Origin of the sequence: Chitinophaga sp. CF118 (assembly GCF_900112615.1) — a bacterium.
Classification (GTDB): Bacteria; Bacteroidota; Bacteroidia; order Chitinophagales; family Chitinophagaceae; genus Chitinophaga.
Genome location: NZ_FOMK01000008.1, coordinates 131,942 through 151,851 on the forward strand (window position 1 = coordinate 131,942; position 19,910 = coordinate 151,851).

19 protein-coding genes are annotated in these 19,910 nt (G+C 40.5%); 10 read left to right on the top strand and 9 right to left on the bottom strand.

Annotated elements, in window-relative coordinates:
* The first annotated feature begins 5 nt into the window (after positions 1-5).
* A complete protein-coding gene (locus BM176_RS24710; protein ID WP_090107024.1) occupies positions 6-797 on the top strand; it encodes a DUF4249 family protein in 792 nt (263 codons plus the stop codon).
* A 251-nt stretch (positions 798-1,048) separates the two neighbouring features.
* Here the strand turns inward: BM176_RS24710 and BM176_RS24715 are convergent, their stop codons facing one another.
* Positions 1,049-1,621 (bottom strand): hypothetical protein, encoded by a 573-nt coding sequence (locus BM176_RS24715; RefSeq protein ID WP_090107025.1) that lies wholly within the window; start codon positions 1,619-1,621, stop codon positions 1,049-1,051.
* Between the two features lie 405 nt (positions 1,622-2,026).
* Between BM176_RS24715 and BM176_RS24720 the strand changes: the two genes are divergently transcribed.
* Entirely contained in the window at positions 2,027-2,509 is a 483-nt protein-coding gene (locus tag BM176_RS24720; RefSeq protein WP_090107026.1) for a GNAT family N-acetyltransferase, read from the top strand.
* A gap of 130 nt (positions 2,510-2,639) precedes the next feature.
* On the opposite strand, the gene BM176_RS24725 is transcribed toward BM176_RS24720, so the two are convergent.
* The gene (locus tag BM176_RS24725; protein ID WP_090107027.1) at positions 2,640-3,308 is read right to left on the bottom strand and encodes a YceI family protein; all 669 of its coding nucleotides are present in this window, start codon (positions 3,306-3,308) and stop codon (positions 2,640-2,642) included.
* A gap of 154 nt (positions 3,309-3,462) precedes the next feature.
* Between BM176_RS24725 and BM176_RS24730 the strand changes: the two genes are divergently transcribed.
* On the top strand, positions 3,463-3,687 hold the full coding sequence (locus BM176_RS24730) for a hypothetical protein (protein WP_143097915.1): 225 nt from the start codon (positions 3,463-3,465) through the stop codon (positions 3,685-3,687).
* On the opposite strand, the gene BM176_RS24735 is transcribed toward BM176_RS24730, so the two are convergent.
* The gene (locus BM176_RS24735; protein WP_255373584.1) at positions 3,670-4,566 is read right to left on the bottom strand and encodes a helix-turn-helix domain-containing protein; all 897 of its coding nucleotides are present in this window, start codon (positions 4,564-4,566) and stop codon (positions 3,670-3,672) included. The two genes, BM176_RS24730 and BM176_RS24735, sit on opposite strands and share 18 nt — an antisense overlap.
* A gap of 273 nt (positions 4,567-4,839) precedes the next feature.
* Between BM176_RS24735 and BM176_RS24740 the strand changes: the two genes are divergently transcribed.
* The 4 genes from BM176_RS24740 (at position 4,840) to BM176_RS24755 (ending at position 8,833) form a co-directional block, all read left to right on the top strand.
* Positions 4,840-5,205 carry a winged helix-turn-helix transcriptional regulator gene (locus BM176_RS24740; protein WP_090107030.1) on the top strand — a complete coding sequence of 122 codons (366 nt, stop codon included), beginning with the start codon at positions 4,840-4,842 and terminating at the stop codon, positions 5,203-5,205.
* A 30-nt stretch (positions 5,206-5,235) separates the two neighbouring features.
* Positions 5,236-6,168, top strand: a complete 933-nt coding sequence (locus BM176_RS24745) for a GlxA family transcriptional regulator (protein ID WP_177230532.1) — start codon at positions 5,236-5,238, stop codon at positions 6,166-6,168.
* A gap of 66 nt (positions 6,169-6,234) precedes the next feature.
* On the top strand, positions 6,235-6,996 hold the full coding sequence (locus tag BM176_RS24750) for a DJ-1/PfpI family protein (protein WP_090107032.1): 762 nt from the start codon (positions 6,235-6,237) through the stop codon (positions 6,994-6,996).
* Between the two features lie 148 nt (positions 6,997-7,144).
* Positions 7,145-8,833, top strand: a complete 1,689-nt coding sequence (locus BM176_RS24755) for an RluA family pseudouridine synthase (RefSeq protein ID WP_090107033.1) — start codon at positions 7,145-7,147, stop codon at positions 8,831-8,833.
* Positions 8,834-8,867: 34 nt separating this feature from the next.
* On the opposite strand, the gene BM176_RS24760 is transcribed toward BM176_RS24755, so the two are convergent.
* The gene (locus BM176_RS24760; protein ID WP_090107034.1) at positions 8,868-10,070 is read right to left on the bottom strand and encodes an MFS transporter; all 1,203 of its coding nucleotides are present in this window, start codon (positions 10,068-10,070) and stop codon (positions 8,868-8,870) included.
* A 371-nt stretch (positions 10,071-10,441) separates the two neighbouring features.
* Between BM176_RS24760 and BM176_RS24765 the strand changes: the two genes are divergently transcribed.
* Positions 10,442-10,999 (top strand): dihydrofolate reductase family protein, encoded by a 558-nt coding sequence (locus BM176_RS24765; RefSeq protein ID WP_090107035.1) that lies wholly within the window; start codon positions 10,442-10,444, stop codon positions 10,997-10,999.
* A 533-nt stretch (positions 11,000-11,532) separates the two neighbouring features.
* On the opposite strand, the gene BM176_RS24770 is transcribed toward BM176_RS24765, so the two are convergent.
* The 4 genes from BM176_RS24770 to BM176_RS24785 all read right to left on the bottom strand — a co-directional run bounded on the left by BM176_RS24770 (position 11,533) and on the right by BM176_RS24785 (position 16,130).
* Positions 11,533-13,938, bottom strand: coding sequence for a DUF1963 domain-containing protein (locus BM176_RS24770; RefSeq protein ID WP_090107036.1), 2,406 nt, complete (start codon positions 13,936-13,938; stop codon positions 11,533-11,535).
* Positions 13,939-14,144: 206 nt separating this feature from the next.
* Complete coding sequence (locus BM176_RS24775; protein ID WP_218162275.1) at positions 14,145-14,756, bottom strand: DUF1266 domain-containing protein; 612 nt, start codon at positions 14,754-14,756, stop codon at positions 14,145-14,147.
* Positions 14,757-14,864: 108 nt separating this feature from the next.
* Positions 14,865-15,569, bottom strand: coding sequence for a hypothetical protein (locus BM176_RS24780; protein WP_090107038.1), 705 nt, complete (start codon positions 15,567-15,569; stop codon positions 14,865-14,867).
* 105 nt (positions 15,570-15,674) lie between these two features.
* On the bottom strand, positions 15,675-16,130 hold the full coding sequence (locus BM176_RS24785) for a hypothetical protein (protein WP_090107039.1): 456 nt from the start codon (positions 16,128-16,130) through the stop codon (positions 15,675-15,677).
* 305 nt (positions 16,131-16,435) lie between these two features.
* Here BM176_RS24785 and BM176_RS24790 point away from each other — a divergent pair, with 305 nt between their 5' ends.
* Together BM176_RS24790 and BM176_RS24795 are read left to right on the top strand one after the other, a co-directional pair.
* Positions 16,436-17,002, top strand: a complete 567-nt coding sequence (locus BM176_RS24790; protein ID WP_090107040.1) for a Crp/Fnr family transcriptional regulator — start codon at positions 16,436-16,438, stop codon at positions 17,000-17,002.
* Between the two features lie 76 nt (positions 17,003-17,078).
* On the top strand, positions 17,079-17,885 hold the full coding sequence (locus BM176_RS24795; protein ID WP_177230533.1) for an alpha/beta fold hydrolase: 807 nt from the start codon (positions 17,079-17,081) through the stop codon (positions 17,883-17,885).
* 253 nt (positions 17,886-18,138) lie between these two features.
* Here the strand turns inward: BM176_RS24795 and BM176_RS24800 are convergent, their stop codons facing one another.
* Positions 18,139-19,812 (bottom strand): C25 family cysteine peptidase, encoded by a 1,674-nt coding sequence (locus BM176_RS24800; protein WP_090107042.1) that lies wholly within the window; start codon positions 19,810-19,812, stop codon positions 18,139-18,141.
* Positions 19,813-19,910: the final 98 nt, after the last annotated feature.

The window sequence follows — 19,910 nt, forward strand, 5'->3', positions numbered from 1 at the left end:
TAAAAATGAAAAATATTGTTAGGATAATATTCATCGCTTTAGTTCTCACAAGTTGCGAAAAAGTAGTGGAATTGAAATACAAAGGAAATCAATCCAGAATCATTATAGAAGGCAACATTACCAATGAGGCCGGGCCGTATTTTGTAAGAATCACAAAGTCCATCAGTTTGCCGGACACCGGCACTTATCCTGCCATTGATAACGCCATAGTTACCATCAGCGATGATGCAGGATACAACGAAATTCTTACTCCGCAACAAAATGGAATGTACCGTACTAATGCATTGATTGGGGAAGAGGGGAGAACCTATACACTGACTGTACAAGTAGAAAACGAGGTGTACACTGCACAAAGCACCATGCCACAACATGTTACATTTGATTCTATTAAGGTGGAGCAAGTTCTTTTTGCCGGTGATACTGAACGAAATTTAATACCTGTATACAAAGATCCAATTACAAAAGGTAATAATTACCGGTTTGTGTTGTCAGTAAACAATAAACTCATCAATCAGCACCTGGTCCTGAATGATGAAGTAAGGAATGGCAATGTAAATATCCTCAAGCTGGAAATAAATGATGATGACTTAAAGCTGAAGCGCGGAGATGAACTCTCTATAAAAATGCAATGTATAGATAAAAAAGTGGCATTATTTTACACTACACTGGCCCTGATGGCTGATAACGGCCCTGGCGGGGGCACTGCACCAAATAATCCGCCAAGTAATATTTCTAATGGAGCATTGGGCATATTTTCGGCTCATACAGTGGACATGAAGAGTGTTATGATACCGTAGTTCATAAATAGCCAATAGTACAAACGTTAGTTGTAGGTATAAGTGGTAGCCGGGATAGTCTTATCCCGGCTTTTACTATTTATCTATGCTATGATACCTTTTTAATACTCCAAAAGATTGAAAGGCTTCGGTTGGAACTTATGAAGTAGTGGGAGAGGGGTGGTAACGAACCGCTCTAACCGGAACCAGTTGGTGCTGGTTTTTAGAAAGTTAAACAAACCTTAACAGGAAATTACAATTGAATAGGAGGTTTATTGTTTACCGGACTTACTTACTTCTTCAAGCGTCATTTTCTTGAGCTTGATATATGTTGCCTCTTTTACCATTTTATAAAAGGTATATGTTTTACCATTCCATCTCCATACGGGAAATTCAAAGCCAGGTCCTCCTATCAGCAAATCAGGATATCCCTGGTAAGTGGTGGAAAGTATATCTGGCGCCATCCCAGGAAAGCCAAGATTATCTGTGTAGACTCCGGCGGCATTTTTAATGAACAGGGCGACACTTGATCCTGTCGCTCCGGAGGTGTAAGAATTTCCAAATACAATAAAGATTTCGTCCTTACTATCTTTATTGAGGTCTGTAGGGTAAACAGTCGCAGTAAAGGGATATTCCTTACTATCTTTATCCTGCGCGAATGGTTCGTTTTGATGTCCGGAAAGTACAAAGTTCAGTTTGGTAGCAATCTGATTTTTATCTGCTGGCGTTAGTGTAGTCTTAATATCTTTGAATAGCAGGGATGCTACTGCGTTGAGGCTATTCTGTTGACTAAATAACGGATTGCTCAATAAGAAAACAATCACTGGTAGGAGAAGCTTTTTCATTGTACTGTATTTTGACCTGATAAAGTTATTTTTCTGTACAGGGTAATGCCTGACTTCATCCGGTAGTGTTTGAGAATAGCCGATAATTTAAAAAGGACAATGCAATAGATGGTATTATCTGACAGATTATTTTTTGGAGTAACGTTTGACGATTCTGTCTTTCCAATCACGTGTTAAAGTGCTGCTAGTGAAGCTACTAAAATTAATTGAAAAACCGTAGAAATATTATTAAAAGGCTACTCCTGAAATTGGCGTAATAGTGGCAGTACAGCGAATAATGAGATGATTGAATATTCATGCTTAAATCTGTTAATAATAATTATATCTTCGAAATACCAGTTCGACAATTGCCCAGTCTTCTTTGACTTTTTAAAATTATCATAAACAAAAATTTAATTCAGAGAAATGGTTACCGACAACGAAATAATATTGCGAAAAACAGAAATTACCGATTTAGAGTTTTTTTTTATCTTTCAGCTTGACAAAGAAGCAAACTATTTGGCCGCTTTTACTTCAAAAGACCCGGCAGACAAAACAGCATATCTTCAGAAATACACAAAATTGCTTAATGACCCAACTATAAATATGTGGACAATAATGGTGAACAGCATTATTGCAGGAAGTATAGCAAAGTTTGAAATGGAAGGCGATGCAGAAATTACATATTGGATTGACAAGAAATTTTGGGCAAAAGGTATTGCAACAAAAGCACTTAAAGACTTTCTAACCATCGAAAATACCAGACCCATTTTTGGACGAGTAGCATTTGATAATTTGGGTTCGCAGAAAGTATTAGAGAAATGCAGTTTTATAAAAGTAGGAACAGACAAGGGTTTTGCAAATGCCCGACAGGCAGAAATAGAAGAATTTATTTACAAACTTATATAGGAATACCTTCGACTTTAACAACATCAACCAATCAAAGGTTATATTATGGCTATACCTCCGGTGGTGGTTGTCATTTTGAGTATCAAATAGGGCTTAAACACCCTATTTGATACTCGAACGTCTATATTTATTATTTGACAGCTTTTAGTTGAAAACCAATTTCGATCTCTTTGCTGATCATCCAATTTTCAGGACTACCTTCAGTTTTGTAGTTAATGCCCCACGCAGTCCTGTCAATCACAAATTTTGCATTTGCGGTAACATCATTCTCATTAACCGCGATCTGCGCCGGAAAAGTAATGTTCAGGGTACTATCTTTTAATGTCAGATTACCACTTATAAGATGAGTAGCACCTGCCAGGAGGCTTTTTCCCTTTACACTGTCATAAGGTGCTACGCCGGTGATAACGAATTTGGCGTTAGGATATTTGGCTACATCAAAAAAGTCAGGGCTTTTCAAGTGCTTATCAAGCTCAGTTGATTTTTTATCTTTCTCGGTAACGGAAGCAGGATCTGTGACAAGTGTATTCATATTCACTTCGAAACTTCCACCAGTAAGTGTACCATTTTCAATATTAAGACTTCCATCAGCTACCTTAATGTTTCCGAATCGTGGTGCAAATCCACCTTTGTGAGTAGCACGCCACTGAACAGATGTGGCTGTTGTGTCAATTGTGTAGGCGCTACCAGTGGTTGCTGCAGCTTCTTTTTTTTCTTCAGTTTTTGCATGATCCTGTGACGGACCACCACATGCTGCCAATGTAAGGAGTAAAATAAAGGATGATAATGTTTGTCTCATTTTATTGTTTTTTAATATTTTATTTAATAAAATAATTAGGAATGCTTACCCGAATCTAGTTATTTATTCAGAAAAGAGTGGGCAAACCTAACAATATAATTTCCATAATTCCATAATTAGAATGTCCATATTCACATTCGTGATAAATCTAGTAATGAGCATAAATACTTTAACAGTAAAGGCACAATCTAAACAAGAGATTGCCAGTATGCAGCAACAGTTGAAACAGCTTACTGCAGCTGATCAGCTAGTTCAACAGTATCTGAAAACATTTGATCCACTGGATTACACCGTATTCAGCAATCAGCAATGGGCACGCTTTCATGAAAAAGTAATCTTTGAGGAGCACGAATTAATTAACCTAATTAGATCGGGATAACTGCTTCCGATAATCAAGAGGGGAGTGGCTGGTCAGGTTTTTAAAGAACTTTCCAAAAGTGGACTGGTCATTAAAGTTCAGTTGATCCGCCACCTGAGCAATAGTTAATTCTTTATTTTGCAATAGTATCTTCGCTTCCAATAGCACCATTTCATCAATCCATTCACCAGCAGTTTTTCCACTCTCTTCTTTTACTACAGTGGTAAAATATTTTGGCGAAACAAATAGTTTTTGTGCATAATAGCTGACATTACGATGTCTTATAAAATCGCTGACCAATTGTTTCTTAAATTCAAAAAGCAGCTGTTGATTGCGCGTACGCGGTATATGGGATTGCACATCCTGTGCTTCCTGTACTTCCAGTACGGTGGCTATTTCATCTAAAATAATATAAATAAGACTACGGGCAATAGCTGGTGTTTTCGCAAATGATTCCTGGGCTGTTTGCTTGAAAAGTAGAAAATAAGTACTTAGTTTTTGATGTTGTATGTTGTTTAAGCCAATCACATGCTTGTCTTTGGAATAGAGAAACTCATATTGCTCCAGATAAGCAATATTGGCCTGATTTTCCAGGAAGAAGTTTTTATCAAAGAAAATAGTTTGTGCTTCAAACTCCCCTGTTGTAGGTAAAAAATGCCTAATGACACTGGGGCCGATAATAAAAATGGCAGGAGCTACAATATGATTATAAAAAAGGTCTGTTTCTACTTTCAATTCACCTTTACTAAGAAGGCATATAGCATAAGCTTTGGTGCGATGAGGTTCAAAATTAATCCGTTCATATTGGGAGAATTCGTACAAAAAATAATCGAGGCTTGCTAATTGAAGTCTAAGTTCTTTTGATAGTGAATTATGATCATATAGTGTAACCCCCTGCATTTCCAAATATACTATTTTCAGACAATTGCAGGAAATATCAGCAGTTAAAGCCCCGGGTGGACTCATACGAACACAAAAGTTGAAAGGTCGCAGAATTTCTCCGGCCTTTCAACTTTTCAAAAACAACTTTCTTTAGGACAACTTGCTTTCATTTGGCTACTTTGTTCATTTTCTAATTATTTGATGTGTGAGCTGCAAAGTTATGATGCTTGGGTTTGCTTTAGTAACTTTGTATCTAAAAGTAACAGTAACCTGCAGGTAACAAAGTAACATATGGAGTGTAAAAAAGATTTTCAAAGAGATCGCAAAAAAGAAATGATGGCTGTGCATGATGCTATGGACGTGCTGAGCGGGAAATGGAAGATCTATATCATCTCATCTATCTGCCATTACAACAAAAGAAGGTTTTCTGACATTTTGGATGATGTAGTCGGTATTTCCAACAAAATGTTAAGCAAGGAATTAAAGGAACTGGAAGTAAACAAACTGATCAAACGAACAGTTTTAGACACGCAACCTGTAACTGTTCAGTATGAACTTACGGAACACGGCCTAACGTTAAAAACCATAGTTGAAAATCTGACGGATTGGGGAATAGCACACCGAAAGGAAATTATCGGAGCGCAGAACAGTGGTTGAGTAATGCACCGGCTTTGTTATCTTAGTATCATGGAAAAGAAGCGTGTTGTGTTTTTTCTTTTTGACCATGTACATCTGATGGATCTGGCGGGTGCAGTCACTGTTTTTTATGAGGCGGGATGTTGCGGCCATCCGTATGAATTGCGATATGTGTCGCCCTATACGGCGCCGGGCACCTCTTCAGGATTGGGATTCAGTCGCGTGGAGACGCTGGATGCCGTCAGCATTCAACCCGACGATATAGTGATCGTAGCCGGTATGGACCTGTCGAAGTGGGACCATACAGATGATGGTGTATGGATACCCTGGCTGCAACATGCTGCTACAGTGGGTGCTACTGTATGTTCTGTTTGCACAGCTGCATTTGCACTGGCGGTGGCCGGACTGCTCGATGGCCGTAGCTGCACTACGCATTGGGCCTATACAGCTGAATTACAGCAACACTTTCCAAAGTTAGAGGTGATAGAGAACAGATTATTCGTAAAGAGCGACAATATTTACACCAGCGCAGGCATCTCCACCGGTATAGACCTGGCACTGTTCCTTGTGGAAGAACATTACGGTCCTACTTTCGCATATACGGTAGCCAAAGACATGGTGATATACATCCGCCGCGATGGGACGGCCTCACAGCATAGCATCCATCTGCAGCACCGGCAGCACATCAACCACCAGATACACAAAGTACAGGATTACATCACCCATCATCTGCAAACAAAACTGACGATTACCGAACTGGCAGCGATGGTATATATGTCGCCGCGGAATCTTACCCGCCTCTTCAAATCTACCACGGGTATTACCATTGGAGATTATATCCGTAACCTGCGCGAAGAAAAGGCCACACAATTGCTGAAGGAGGGTCAGAAGCTGGAGTGGGTGGCCAAAACCTGCGGCATTGGCAGCACACGCCAACTGGGTCAACTGGCGAAGAAGGCAGGTCTCGCAGCTAAAATGGCCTGATTGGCAGGTTAATTGTCCTTCTTTACACGGTACCGCCGGCCTAATTTGCGCGTACAATAATACCATATGAAACATTTATTCATTTTACTGCTGTTTATCCCTCTATGGGGAATGGCACAACAAGAAGCAGACTATGTTTGTCCACCTTGTGGCCAGTGCGACTCTATCGTATATCATAAGCCGGGCCTATGTTCCCATTGCGGCATGACGCTGGTGCTCCGTGATACGTCAAAGATACCACAGCCGTACAGCATCTGCTTCTACCTGTATGATGGTACGGAAGTACTTGATTTCGCGGGGCCACTGGAAGTATTTTCCTATGCGGGTTTTAAAATATTTACTGTGGGTAAAACGAAGGCGCCTGTAACCGTGCAGGGGATATTAAAAGTAAATCCCGACTACAGCATACAGGATGCGCCACCGGCAGATATCTTTGCAATATTCGGTGGAGATGATGGTGTGGCTGCCAATGATCCGGAAGTGATCAACTGGATTAAAAGCCGGGATGCCAGTACGAAAGTTTATTTCTCTGTGTGCACAGGTGCATTTGTGCTGGGCAACGCCGGTTTGCTGGACAACCTCACGGTGACGACCTTTCACAACAGCATCAAATCATTGCAGAAGGTCGTTCCTTCTGCCAAAGTGCTGGCCAATGTACGTTATGTAGACAATGGGCGTATCATCACTACCGCTGGTATCTCTGCAGGCATAGACGGTGCGTTGCACCTGGTGGCAAAGCTAAAGGGAGAAGCAGAAGCGTTACGTATTGCCAAACATATGGAATATGACAAGTATGTGCCGGAGCAGGGACTGATAGTGAAGCATTGAACCTATCCCTTTTCTTTTTGTAATTCTCATGAAACTATAACAGGCGGAAAAATATAACAGCTCCGCCTTTCTGGTTAGACAATTGTCAATTTTCAGAAGGAATCAAAACAGAAAATGGTATTTTTGCGGATCAAACAAAGAGAAAAAATTGGTATACAATAGTCAAAGTAGGATTTCCTATTTTTCTGATAAGTCAATAAATGAAATTGCATTACCCGAACGGTTTACTTTCCCTTTTTATTATGAGCCACATCCGTTAGCAAAAATAGCTGCCGCTGAATTAGAGCATTATCTGGAAACTCAAACTGAGCTTGAACATAATTTTGGACTGAGAGCTGATATAGAGGGAACTCCCATTGGGAAAATGTTTGGCATTTTGGTGGTGAAGGATACCGAAGGGAAACTGGGTTATCTATCAGCCTTCTCTGGTAAACTGGCAGGCTCAAATGATCATCCCAAATTTGTTCCACCTGTTTTTGATATGCTGGTTGAGAATAGCTTTTTTCTCAAAGAGCAGGAGATCATTAACACTATTAATGCGCAGATTGAAGGAATATGGTCGAACGAAAATTACCTGCGTCTAAAACAGGATATTAAACGATTATCAGCCGAATCTTTACTGGAAATATCAGCTTTAAAAAAACAATTAAAAAACAATAAGGAAGACCGGAAGAAGCTCCGTGAAAGCCAAAAGAACAGTCTAAATGAGCAGGATTATATTATAGCAGAGGCCCAGCTTGTCAGGCAGAGTTTGCATGACAAGTACCAGCTTAGGACTCTTACAAACAAGTGGGCACAGCTTCTGGAAGAAATGCAAACGAGACTGACTCAATTTGAGACTAATATTGAAACCTTAAAAAATGAACGCAAGGAAAGATCGGCCGCTTTGCAACAACAACTTTTTGAGCAATATGTATTTTTGAACAAAGACGGTAAACTGAAAAGTTTGCATGAGATTTTTAGCCAGACTCCTTTGGGGAAACCACCTGCAGCAGCAGGTGAATGTGCGGCACCTAAACTATTGCAGTTTGCATTTTCGAGAGGCTATAAGCCACTTGCTATGGCTGAGTTCTGGTGGGGAGCTGCACCAAAATCGGAGATTAGAAAACATAAACATTTTTATCCGGCCTGTACAGGTAAGTGCAAACCTATTTTGGCACATATGCTTGAAGGAATGCCTGTTGACGAAAATCCATTATTACGTACCCCGGAAAAGAATAGCATGCTTGAAATAGTTTATGAAGATGAAAGTTTTATTGTAGTCAATAAACCAGCAGGATTACGTTCTGTTCCTGGAGTTGATATCCAGGATTCGGTTTACACCAGGCTAAAAGATGTCCTGGTAAATAATGAACCACTTATTATTCACCGGCTGGATATGGATACCTCGGGACTTTTAGTGGTAGCGAAAAACAGGGAAGTACATAAGCATATTCAAAGGCAATTTTTGCAACGTAAAGTAAGTAAATGTTATACGGCACTACTTTCTAAAGTGATTGATCAATCAGAAGGTGAGATCGATCTTCCATTGTGCGCCGATTTGTTCAACCGGCCAAGACAACTGGTTTGCTTTAAAGCCGGAAAAAAAAGCGTCACAAGGTGGAAGGTAATTAATAGATACAAGGATACAACCAAAGTTAATTTTTGGCCGCTTACCGGAAGAACCCATCAGTTACGTATGCACTCAGCTCATGAACTTGGACTTAATGCACCAATTGTTGGAGATGATCTATATGGTAGTGCATCTGAAAGGATGTACCTGCATGCCGCTTATCTCGAATTTATACACCCTAAAACCAAAGAAAAAATCAGCTTTGAAGTAGAAGATTTTTTTTAATGCTTTAGTAAACTTAATGCTCCAGGTATTTATTTCAGGGAGTGGTGCTTTTTTCAATTTTAATGAGGGGGATAGCTGCAAAAGCGATCAATAACATGAAAGTAGCTGTTATAACAAATAACCCTGACCCAACTATATGGTATAAGAAAGCCCCGCTAATGAGTCCTATGATACTTGCCAGGCTACCAGCGCTGCCGGCAAAACCCTGGATCATACCCTGTACATGTTCATTGCCGGTATTAGAGAGTAAGGCTACAAAGGAAGGCCACATGATACCATTTCCAATAGCAAAGAACAATGCACCAGCATAAATTAAGACGATGTTATTGAATTTCAGTAATACAAAACAGATGCAGAGAATAATACTGCCTGTAATGACCAGAGAGGCTCCTGAGAATTTCTTTGCCAGGAATGTTAGTACAGGACCTTCAACCAATACCATCATCCCACTTAAAAAGGCAAAGAAGATACCCAGTTGTAACACGCTCCAGTGAAGCGCCCCGGCAGCATATACAGGGAATCCTACATAAAAGAAATTGAATCCTAAAAATATCAGGAAGTATAAGATCAGAAAATAGGGTACGTATGGTAATTTTAAGACGGTGGAAAGATGATTTAATTTTACTGTTGGGATTGCTTTCTGATCAGTATGTTTATCTTCATGTATACGGAAGTAAATCACAAAAACAGCCACGAGCGAAGTGAGGGCAGTAGCAATAACAGGCAATGTGTTTCCCATTGGAGTAGCGCCTAATATACCTGCCAGTAATGGCCCGAATATAATGCCCAGGTTCGATGCAGCCGCCATTTTCCCGAAGTTCTTTTTACGGTCTTCATGGGCAGAAATATCTGCTACATAAGCATTCGCTACCGAAATATTACCACCGGTGATTCCGTCTATGGCTCTGCCTAAAAAGATAAAGAACAGGGGGATACTGAAGAGGGATGTTGGTTGATTAGGTAATAAGAGGCCAATAAGAAATATCACCCAGGCAATGAAGGTACCACCTACACTTAGCAGCAGGATTTTTTTACGTCCAAATTTATCAGACCAGTCACCAAGAATAGGGGAGCCAATCAGTTGGAAGAAAGAAAAGGTGGCGCTTAGTAATCCATACACGATTTCATGTCCGCCCAGTTTTAACACGATAATAACCATAAAGGGAATTACAATACTGAAACCAAGTGCATTAATGAACGTAACCAGTAAAATGGGAAAGAGTGGTGCTTTCTGCATGACTTAAATTTAACGAATGTTACGTTAAGTCTTTATAAAGCCGTTGAATTATACAATAGAAAAACCGTCTTAACAAACAGGTTTTTTATTGTACAAGTCCTTTATTTTTGTCCCGGCAATTCTGCCAGTTTTGAATTCGGTTTATCTCCTCTTAAATCATTTTCTATAATCTTCCCATCTGTGCTGATGAGGAAACCTGCGGGCACAGCAGTAATATTGAGATATTTCTTATTTTATCTTCCAATAACAAGCTCTGCTTCGAATAGTTTAATTTTCATGGTTACGATTTATTTCTTTCAGTTGTTCAGCCTCTTCTATAGCCCTCGGGGATTTTAATTAAATTGAGGAACATAAAAATTAACATCAATCAAATGAGAAATGTAATCTTCGCCATCAACCTTAGCATAGATGGTTGCTGCGATCACACCAAATTAACTGGGAATGAAGAAGTACATGAATATTTTACACACCTCATGCAAGAGGTTGACCTGCTCGTTTACGGACGTAAAACCTATCAATTGATGGTTCCTTTTTGGCCCGATGTCGCAAAAAAACAATCTGGACAGACAAAGGCAATGAACGAATTTGCTCAAATATTTGACTCCATCGACAAGGTTGTTTTCTCGCAATCATTAGAAGCTGGTAAAGAAAAAAATACGAGAATTGTTCGTACAGATCTTCAGGAGGAAATACTGAGATTGAAAGAAGAAGAGGGCAAAAGTATTTTATTAGGAGGTGTAACACTTCCTTCACAACTTATAGAGCTGGGACTAGTTGATGAATATTGTATTGTTGTGCATCCAGAAGTTGTTGGAGAAGGGAGACGGTTATTAGAAAGTACCATCCTGCAGGAAAAATTACAATTAAAACTTATTGAGTCGAAGATCTTTGAGTCAGGATGTGTTGCACTTCGTTATTTGAAGCAGTGATAGATATTGTTATAGGAGTATGCTTTTGGTAGCAGTACAACTGCCAAAATTCACATTGGGGCAAAATAATTTCCATTTGCTTTGTAGTTCAAAGTACTTTTATATATTTGAGGTATCGGACAATTTGTACAATTCTAAATTATTGCACAATTGTATGCCCCTTCTACCTACAAGTCATTAGGATGTTTTATAACAAGAGGAGGAACTATTAACTATGGTACTTCAATTACTGGTATAAAATTCTATTTTGACGGAGGATCAATAATTAGTGGTACCGCGCAAATATTCCCTACAGGCAACAGCGGATTATAAATAAGTTAGAAACCTGAGAATGTCTCATAAATTAATGAGGCATTCTCTGTTATTTTAACGCTTTCTAACTCATTTTATCTGCCGGGGCGGATATTATTCGCTAAATTTCAAACAAAGAGAATGGCAAAAATAGTCTTGGTTACAGGCGCTTCATCAGGAATCGGTAAATCAACAGCAATTTATCAAACTGGTTGGTATTTCTCATTTCAGAAACTCCGCTTTTAGCTACTTTCCAATCCGCAATACACATTCGAAAAATCTTTCTTCTCAAGATCACTCTTATGGATCACAAAATAAAGTTCACCAGCATCCCAGAAGCAAAAACCGGGATTATCATCAGAGCTAACCCTCAACAGCACCATCCAATCTTCCGGGTTGCCTTTCTTTTCATTTACAGCCTCCATCTCCGGTGTTCCATGCTGCTTGAATACATAAGAGTTCATACTATGAACCGGACTAACTGAACAGGCCTCTAAGCCGTTTTTCAGTTGCTCCGCTTCATCAGACATCTCTTCCAGGTCTGTCAGTTCGGGATACAGACTAACGGCATTATACATAGTAGGTATGTTGGGATATTTCCCAGACGCTACCCGGAAGGGAGTGTATATATCGTCGTCATCATATGTGAATGCTGTTTCAATATCCAGGTCTTTCGCCGATTGCAGATCGCTGCTATCTCCATCGTAATACAACACTTTTGGCTCCATTTGTTCCAGGTCATTAACGAAGAAATAAAGGATGCCTGTTCTGGGAAGGTATTCCTGCAGGTGAGCAATAGCGGCGCAATTGATTTGAGCAATGAACTGAAAGCCTCTTACCTGTTCGTTCCCGACAATAAAGGATGGATAGTTCAGGCCGGGAGGCAGGTCTGGCAAACCGCCGAAGCGGTGATTCCCTTTTTCCAGATAGGTATCTTGTTCAGTTGTTTCCAGCGCCACCGATTTACGGGAGCAGTTGATCAATCCCTCCTTAAACTTCTCTAATCTGGCAGCATTTATCTGGGTTTCCAGCGTTTGCAACAGCTCCGGGTCATATTTTGCGAAGAAGCGGCGATCATCATAAGGAACCATCCCCTGGCCATCCGCACCTTTATAAGTATAGTCCAGCAGCGCCATTTTCTTTTCCAGTTCCAGTTTAAGTCTGGGGATCTTTTCCAGTTCCGCAGGTAGTTGCTGCAGCGGGTTTTTCTCGATATCCAGATATTGAAGCCGGGTCACAGACCCGGGCACAGAAGTAAGCCGGTTGTTTGCGAGGACCAGCGTTTCCAGTTTTTCCGGCAAGGCAGGGTGAATAGATTGCAACTGATTGCCGGAGAGATAAAGTTCCTTTACGACAGGCAGTTGTAATATATAAGGATGAATACCCTCTACCTTGCTGCCAGACAAGTGGATTGTTTCCAGCTTTTTGAGGTCGCCCAGCCATTGCGGCAGGCTATCCAACGCAGATACACCCGTCAGTGAGAGCTTTCGCAGTTCCTTCAGGCCTTTCACTGCTTTAGGAACAGCCTTGAAATCAGCCGCCCGTTGGCTATCCCGAAAATAAATTGATAATACCTCCAGCTGTGTTAACGACCGAATGGTTTCCTCCAACGTGCCAGGATAAGGATCTGTAAGCAAAAGCCGACGTACAATATCCGGTGCAGCCGTGCTCACCTCCTGTTCACTCAGGAAGCTGTAGCGCTCCCATACCAGATTTTCTATGGGCAGCTTAACCGCCACTTTTACCGGATATTGGTTGAAGAATCCATTAATACCCAGCCAACCTGCTTCGAGACTTACCTCCGCAGTAAGGTCCTGTAAGTAATGAAATCCGTCTTTCCAAAAAGAGGACAGGTAACTGCTGTCTTTACTCTTCTCAATGCGGAATTTGCCTGTGGGAATACCGGAATGATAGATACCCTTAAAGCAGAATTGCAGATATACCTTTCTATCATTATAGTCGTTGATGATGTCGCTTTGTTCCAGATCTATATACTCAGGCGCCTGTGCTTCAATTTTAACATACAGGTCACCGCCCCCATCAGAGATGTAACATAGTCTTTCCCCGCTAAGCACAAACATATGGCTCCCGATTTGCCAGCATTCCTGACCGTCAGCCGGAACGGAAAAAGGCGTAATATTTCTATTATCCTCTATTGCATCGTCGATAAGACTTTTAAAAGCTTCCTCACCTTCCTGCAGGGTTTCAGCAAGATCTCCCAAATACTGGAGACTTTGCAATATTTCGTCAAACAGCGGTTCATAGAATTCCCGTGAATCGCTCTTGCAATCGCCAATAAAGACGTAACCATATTCGCTGCTGACAGGCAACAGACCAAAATAATAAAAATCTCCTTTAGGGGATCCGGCAGTTCTTATATCGGACCTGAGACCCGCCACCTGTAATGTTTTATCCGCTATTACTTCAACGGCCCCACGTTCTTCGAGGCAGCTTTCCTGAAACCGGGCAAGGAGGTCATCGCCTTTATACTCATCATAAGAGCTCAGCTCCTGCAAACTGATAGAGACATAGGACAGACACTCATCGCCCTTCCGATGTTCTCCCATGACATGCTCCCGGACTGTCAGTATGTGCTCATATATTGAAGGAAAATTAACGCTGAAGGTTTTTGCTGAAGCTGACTGCATAGATTCGGTTATTAAAAAACGTTGACGTCAAGTATACTACTTTTGACGAGGATATGCAACAAAAAAGAGTACAGAGGTAGCATCTATCCTGGGAAGACTTAAAAACAAAATGCCGGAGATACGATCCCGGCATTACTTTAAAGTAGTTCTCAGGTGAAATCGGCGTCGTCTTCCATCCAATTGCTGATTGCGGCTTTAGACTGCTGTTAAATGTATTTTTTAGCTTTTAAAGGACTGTCTTTATTGTTCAACAAATCCTCTGCAATAGATATCATACCTCCATTATGAGAACCGCCCCATAAAGCTCTTCCATACACATAACTTGAAGTGTATTCTCTCCAGGTTTTACAGAATTTTTTCAACCCATCATAGCTTGCTTCCAGGTATTGTTTAAGTTCATTTTCTGATAAATAATCCATTTCAAAACAACACCTTGCTATGAATGAAGCTCTACCATAATTCCATCCTGCATCTTTTATTTTTTCCAGTGCAGAATAGTTTTCAAACAACCCCTGAGCTGTAACTTCCGGAATTACATTACCTAATTTTCTATAGATCTGAAGATATTGCTGAAATATGCTTTCGTCATCCGGCAATCCGGATTTTAATATTTCAACGTAGTTTTCCTTATTTCCATATGCTTCATATACAACAGAAATATAAGTATCATTATTCCTTTCTATCAAACTGCTCAGTATTTCCTTCGCATCTTCACTACTATAAATGTCCCAATAATCCTGCAATAATTTCTTAATTTCATTTTTACTTAAACCCGTAACAAAAGAGTTTAAATATGCCGATTGTTGAGATGCATACATAGAGCCCACCAATATATGATCTAGTTGTTGTCCGTATAGAGGTTGAGTATTATTAAGTCTGAAATCTGAAAAAGCCCTGAATATTTTCTTAAGAAAACTCATAAAATATCAGACAGATCTTAAATTAGAAAATCTGGACTTTAATTCCTCTACAAGTTGCTCTCCAACCACCTGATACTTTGCTCTGATTTGAAGTTGTTTTTTTAGATTCAATATATCCGTAGGATTTACAACATATCTTAATCTATCGTGAATTTCAAGCGATAATTGTTGTCCATCAATATCAAACGTGATCACATGAACTTTTGGCAGATATTCTTCTGCTTGTTTTGCATAAAATCCCAATTGAGCTTTTAATAATCCGCCATCTCGTAATTGGGCTTTTTCTATGCGAAAATTATCAAAGATTAAATGCTCTTCTAATTCACCTGCAGTATCAGTTGTGAAAAAATGCAAATCTTTACCACTTAAAACCCAGAAAGCATCGGTTTCTATACGCCGAAGTCTTACCCCAACACTAGACAATGCTACATTTTTCAGACCATCACCTATTAAGTTTTGAACTTTATTTGCTGTGCTTTGAGGTATAGACGCAGAACTGAAAGCATCAATTACTTTACCATCCATCCAATTTTTAAGAAAAGAAAAATCCTGATTTAATAACTCATTTTTGTAGGATGAATAATTTCCGCGTTCCTGATCAATATTTATTTCAGTTTTTGCAGATTTGTAACGTTTATTCATTATTACCATAAACACTATGCCTGCAATAGCAATAACTAATACTACCGGGATGATAAATAAGGGGTTCATAATTTATAAAAGTAGTTTAAGTCATTTAGTTAAGCTCCTAACGGAGCCTATTATGTTGCTACAAATACGGAGCTTAACTAAACAACATTGAATTTAAGGTTTAATTTATATGTTCTCAGGAGTCACCTTTTCTTTTTTCGAAGGAATAACGCCCCAGATTAATAAACCAATAATCAATAGCGCAACTATTTTACCTCCATATCTTGTATAAAAAGGTAATTTATTGAGTTCTTCTTTATTTCGCTTTTGTGATGCTAAAATTGCATCTATCTCGTTTTGAGGTATATCATAATAGGTCTCTGTTTGTTCATCAAAGCCAACCAATTTTGGTTCTTCAGTGATGTATAACGGAAGCAAATAAGCAATGTTGAATTCTTTATGAAGTGTAGCCAGATCAAAAAAATTGCCGTCTTTTAATTTAAATTCATCTGTATCAGGTAAGTCAAGTACTTTGTTTAATACTTCTCTTTCTCCTAAAGGAATTCTGGCTTTTGCAAAAACAGCTGTTGAAGAAAACACAACTAGTAAAGCGATAAAAATTGAACGAGTTAAGGAAATCATGCTAATTTAAATTATTATGTTATTTATAGGTTGTTAACTTTTAGGGAGATATCCTGAAATTTAATTTCGGCATAATAATACACTTTTTAATTAATATATTAAAAAAATAAATCTATTTATTATAATGTGCTCAGTTGGAAGACAGTATCTACTATTATTATAGTTCTTCTTTTTATAATCCACTGGAGTAAATAAACAAAAGCCACTTGAAGCGGAACGAGTGGCTATTTTCACTGAAATACCCAACCAGGTGATCAGGGCATCAGAGAAGTTGCCGATATTTGGCAAAACAGAGTTTTGACTTTATGGAGCGTTATGAATTTTTCAAACAATTCCACGACATCAGTCTAGCCGACTATTATTTGTTGACAGATTGCCTTAAAACCAGGTCGTTCAGGAAAGGAGATTTCATCACCGTCCCAGGGCAAATCCAGCGGGAACTTTTTTTTGTAAAAAGCGGCGTTCAAATGTCTTACTTTGAAAAGGGCGACAAAATCTACACACTTGCCTTCACCTATTTCCCGTATTTATGTGCCATCGCTGAATCTTTTTCGTTTCAGGTACCTTCGAAATACCATTTAATTTGTTTAACAGACAGTGAATTGGATTATATCACCCATGAAAATTTACAGAAGCTGGTGGATCAATCACAGCAAATAGAAAGGCTCTTCAGACGGATGACCGAAGCCATGTTTGCTGGCATGATTGATCTGCATATCGAACTGCGCGCGATGAATATCGAAGAACGGTACAAAGAGTTTTGCCGGAAAAGTCCACACCTGCTTCAACTTGTACCGCACAAATACATTGCTTCCTATCTGGGTATAGACCCCACCAATTTCAGTAAGCTGTTCAACAATGTTAAATTTTGATCTTGGTGTAGACCAAGATTTGTTTCTCCAGGAGTTTCGATCTTTGTCAACAAATAAGCACAAAGCAAATACAACTATGGAAAATCGTGGAAACTATGCCAACATTAATGGATTACAGCTATATTATGAAGTACATGGCAAGGGAGAACCGCTGCTACTCCTACCCGGGGCACTTTCGGGAATCGGCACCGCATTCGGGAAGTTAATCCCCCTGCTCGCAATAAAAAGGCAGGTTATTGCTGTTGAATTTCAGGGATATGGCCATACAGCCGATATCCAGGAACGCCCGCTCTCTTATGAACTGCTTGCAAATGATGTTATTGAACTACTCCATGTTTTGAATATACCGAAAACCGATATTTTCGGGTATAGTACGGGCGCAGGGGTGGCTTTGCTGATAGCTATCCGCAGGCCTGACGTAGTAAGAAAACTCGTACTGGCCTCGGTTAGCTATAAGAGCATCGGGCGGCATCCAGATCTCAGTACCCTGTTTAGCTCAGAATTCATGGAGCAAGCGCTGAAAGGTTCCCCATATGAAGCAGAGTACCTTAGCACGGCCCCAAGACCTGAAGACTGGCCGAAACAGCTCGCTAAAGTAAGAGCTTTTGAACAGGAAGTGCAGGACTGGCCGGCGGAGGAAATCAGTGGGATTGCAGCCCCCGCCCTGATTATAGCAGGTGACACAGATATCATTCAGCATGAACACACCGTAGCGTTGTATAAATTATTCGGTGGCGGAAGCTTAGGTGAATTGTCAATGCCCACCTCCCAACTAGCCATATTGCCAGGAACCATGCACACTACACTAACGCAAAAAACGGATTTGCTGATGGCTATGATCCCCGGTTTTCTTGATGTCAGCGATGAAGTACCTCACAAGTGAAACCACGGCAAATGACAGCGGCCATGAATCACAGGATGATAAGCTCGTTGTCTCTCCTATGTACAATTCAAACGATTGACAACCTGATTGGTTGCCACAAAATTTCTCAGATCAGACAGATGTTTCTCTTAAATAACTACTTGTCTTCATCAGGTACACAAACAAAAAAGGCTGCATCAAAGTATGCAGCCTCTTTTGTTTGTGTATGTGCTCTTCAGTGGCACATCGCGTTGAAAGATATCCTGAATATTATTTACACAGTAAAGCGGAAGTATCTCCAGTTTGACCATGAGCAATAGCGATCACCTACTTTGGCTCTTACGCGCCAGCGGCCTGGCTGTGCACCTACAAAGTTATGATTGAAGCTTGTGCTGGTCAGATTATGATATACAGCAAAACTGCGGAATGACTGTGCTGCCCACTGTCCGGCATTGACAGCGCCAAAGGCATCAACTTCGAGTGAATAAGTGGCGCCAGTGATATTTACCGGTGTCCATTTAAACGTCATTTTACGTGGATAATGATTGAACACTGTGCCTTCATCTGGATCGAGCAGGGTAGGCACTGCACCCTTCCACCATGTCAGGGTAGGATCGCCCAGTATACTCATACCATAGAACCATCTTCTTTCACCCAGGTCATGATCTGCACCACGTGCCTGCCACCATTCAGCCAAGGCATCACCGATACATTTTCCTTTACCGATGGGTTCATAAAAGTCTGCAAAAAACAGCATAGAACCTGTTTTGGTGCTACCTACAGCTGTCAGTCCACGATTGATTTCCCCACCAGCTTTGTCGAAGATATACCAGCCACCCAAATAGTCGTTTTCAGTAAAGCGGGCAGTACTGCAACAGAACAGGTTAAAGAAGTTCGCATTTGGACAGCGCTGATCGCGGAAGTATGCGGTATTGATCAATTCAGTGTTACCTTGTGATGGTACACGGAAAGAATGCACGTGTGGGGAGGAGTGAGCACATACCTGTACGAAGGAACGGGTCTTATTAATTTCCACTTTATACAGGTCGGCATCTGTTGTATTGGGATTGGTATATTTAGTGATGTAGGATGCGGGTGTCATCAGGTCCATTTCGCAATCATCGAAGTGTTCCCAGTCATCGTCCACGTAAGCGAGTGCAGAGCGGGAATGACCTAATTCCCCAACACGGAACTGGTGATTGCGATCGAAATAGTTATTGATTAACGCTGCATCATTACCATCGGCGGTAGGTGTCCAGATACGACCTAACCATATTTCCGGTGTAACATTTCCAGTCACTGCATTGTATTTACCATCACCGTCAGCATCAGTCCAGGTACCATTTGTATCCATATAGAACAGATCACAGGGGAACTCGGAATGAGCATCGTGAAAATCGTTATCCATTTCAAACCAGGCTACCGGAATAGCGCCTACCATCACCACGCCTTTAGGCGATTTACTACGGATGTAGTTGCGGATATAAGCAGGTTTGCCTCCTTTTACAACGTGTACCGTTGCCCAGTAGCCATCGTGGCCAAGGTCCAGCACATAACGTTCTACGCGGCTTTTTACTGCCTGATACACATCTTTATGTACCAGTACCAGCACTTTTCCTTTCGGAAAGCGGAATAAATTGTAGGTGTTCAGATAGCTTTCACCGGAAGGATGGGCGGGGCGGGGTTGTTCTTCAATCAGTGGAACGAGTTGCAGGAAGTTGTTGTGCTGCAATACATAATCGCCGTAAGTTTTCAGGCGTATATTATCTCTGTCTACGAGTTCCAGGTTACGCACATCCTTATAGGCATCATTCAGTTTGTACTGGCGCCCTATTGCTTCCATGTTGAAAACGGTCCTGTCGCCGTTTATCTGCGCACGGATGTTGGAGACATCTGTTAACGTTTGATTTTCACCCGCCATTGCCGGGTTGTTCTTTTCTTTAGACATGTTAAGGTTGTTTTGGAGTTACTTAATAATTAGGTTGATGTTGTCAAAACTACGATGCACTATGTTATGCGAATAGGTAGGAATTACCTGAAATACTG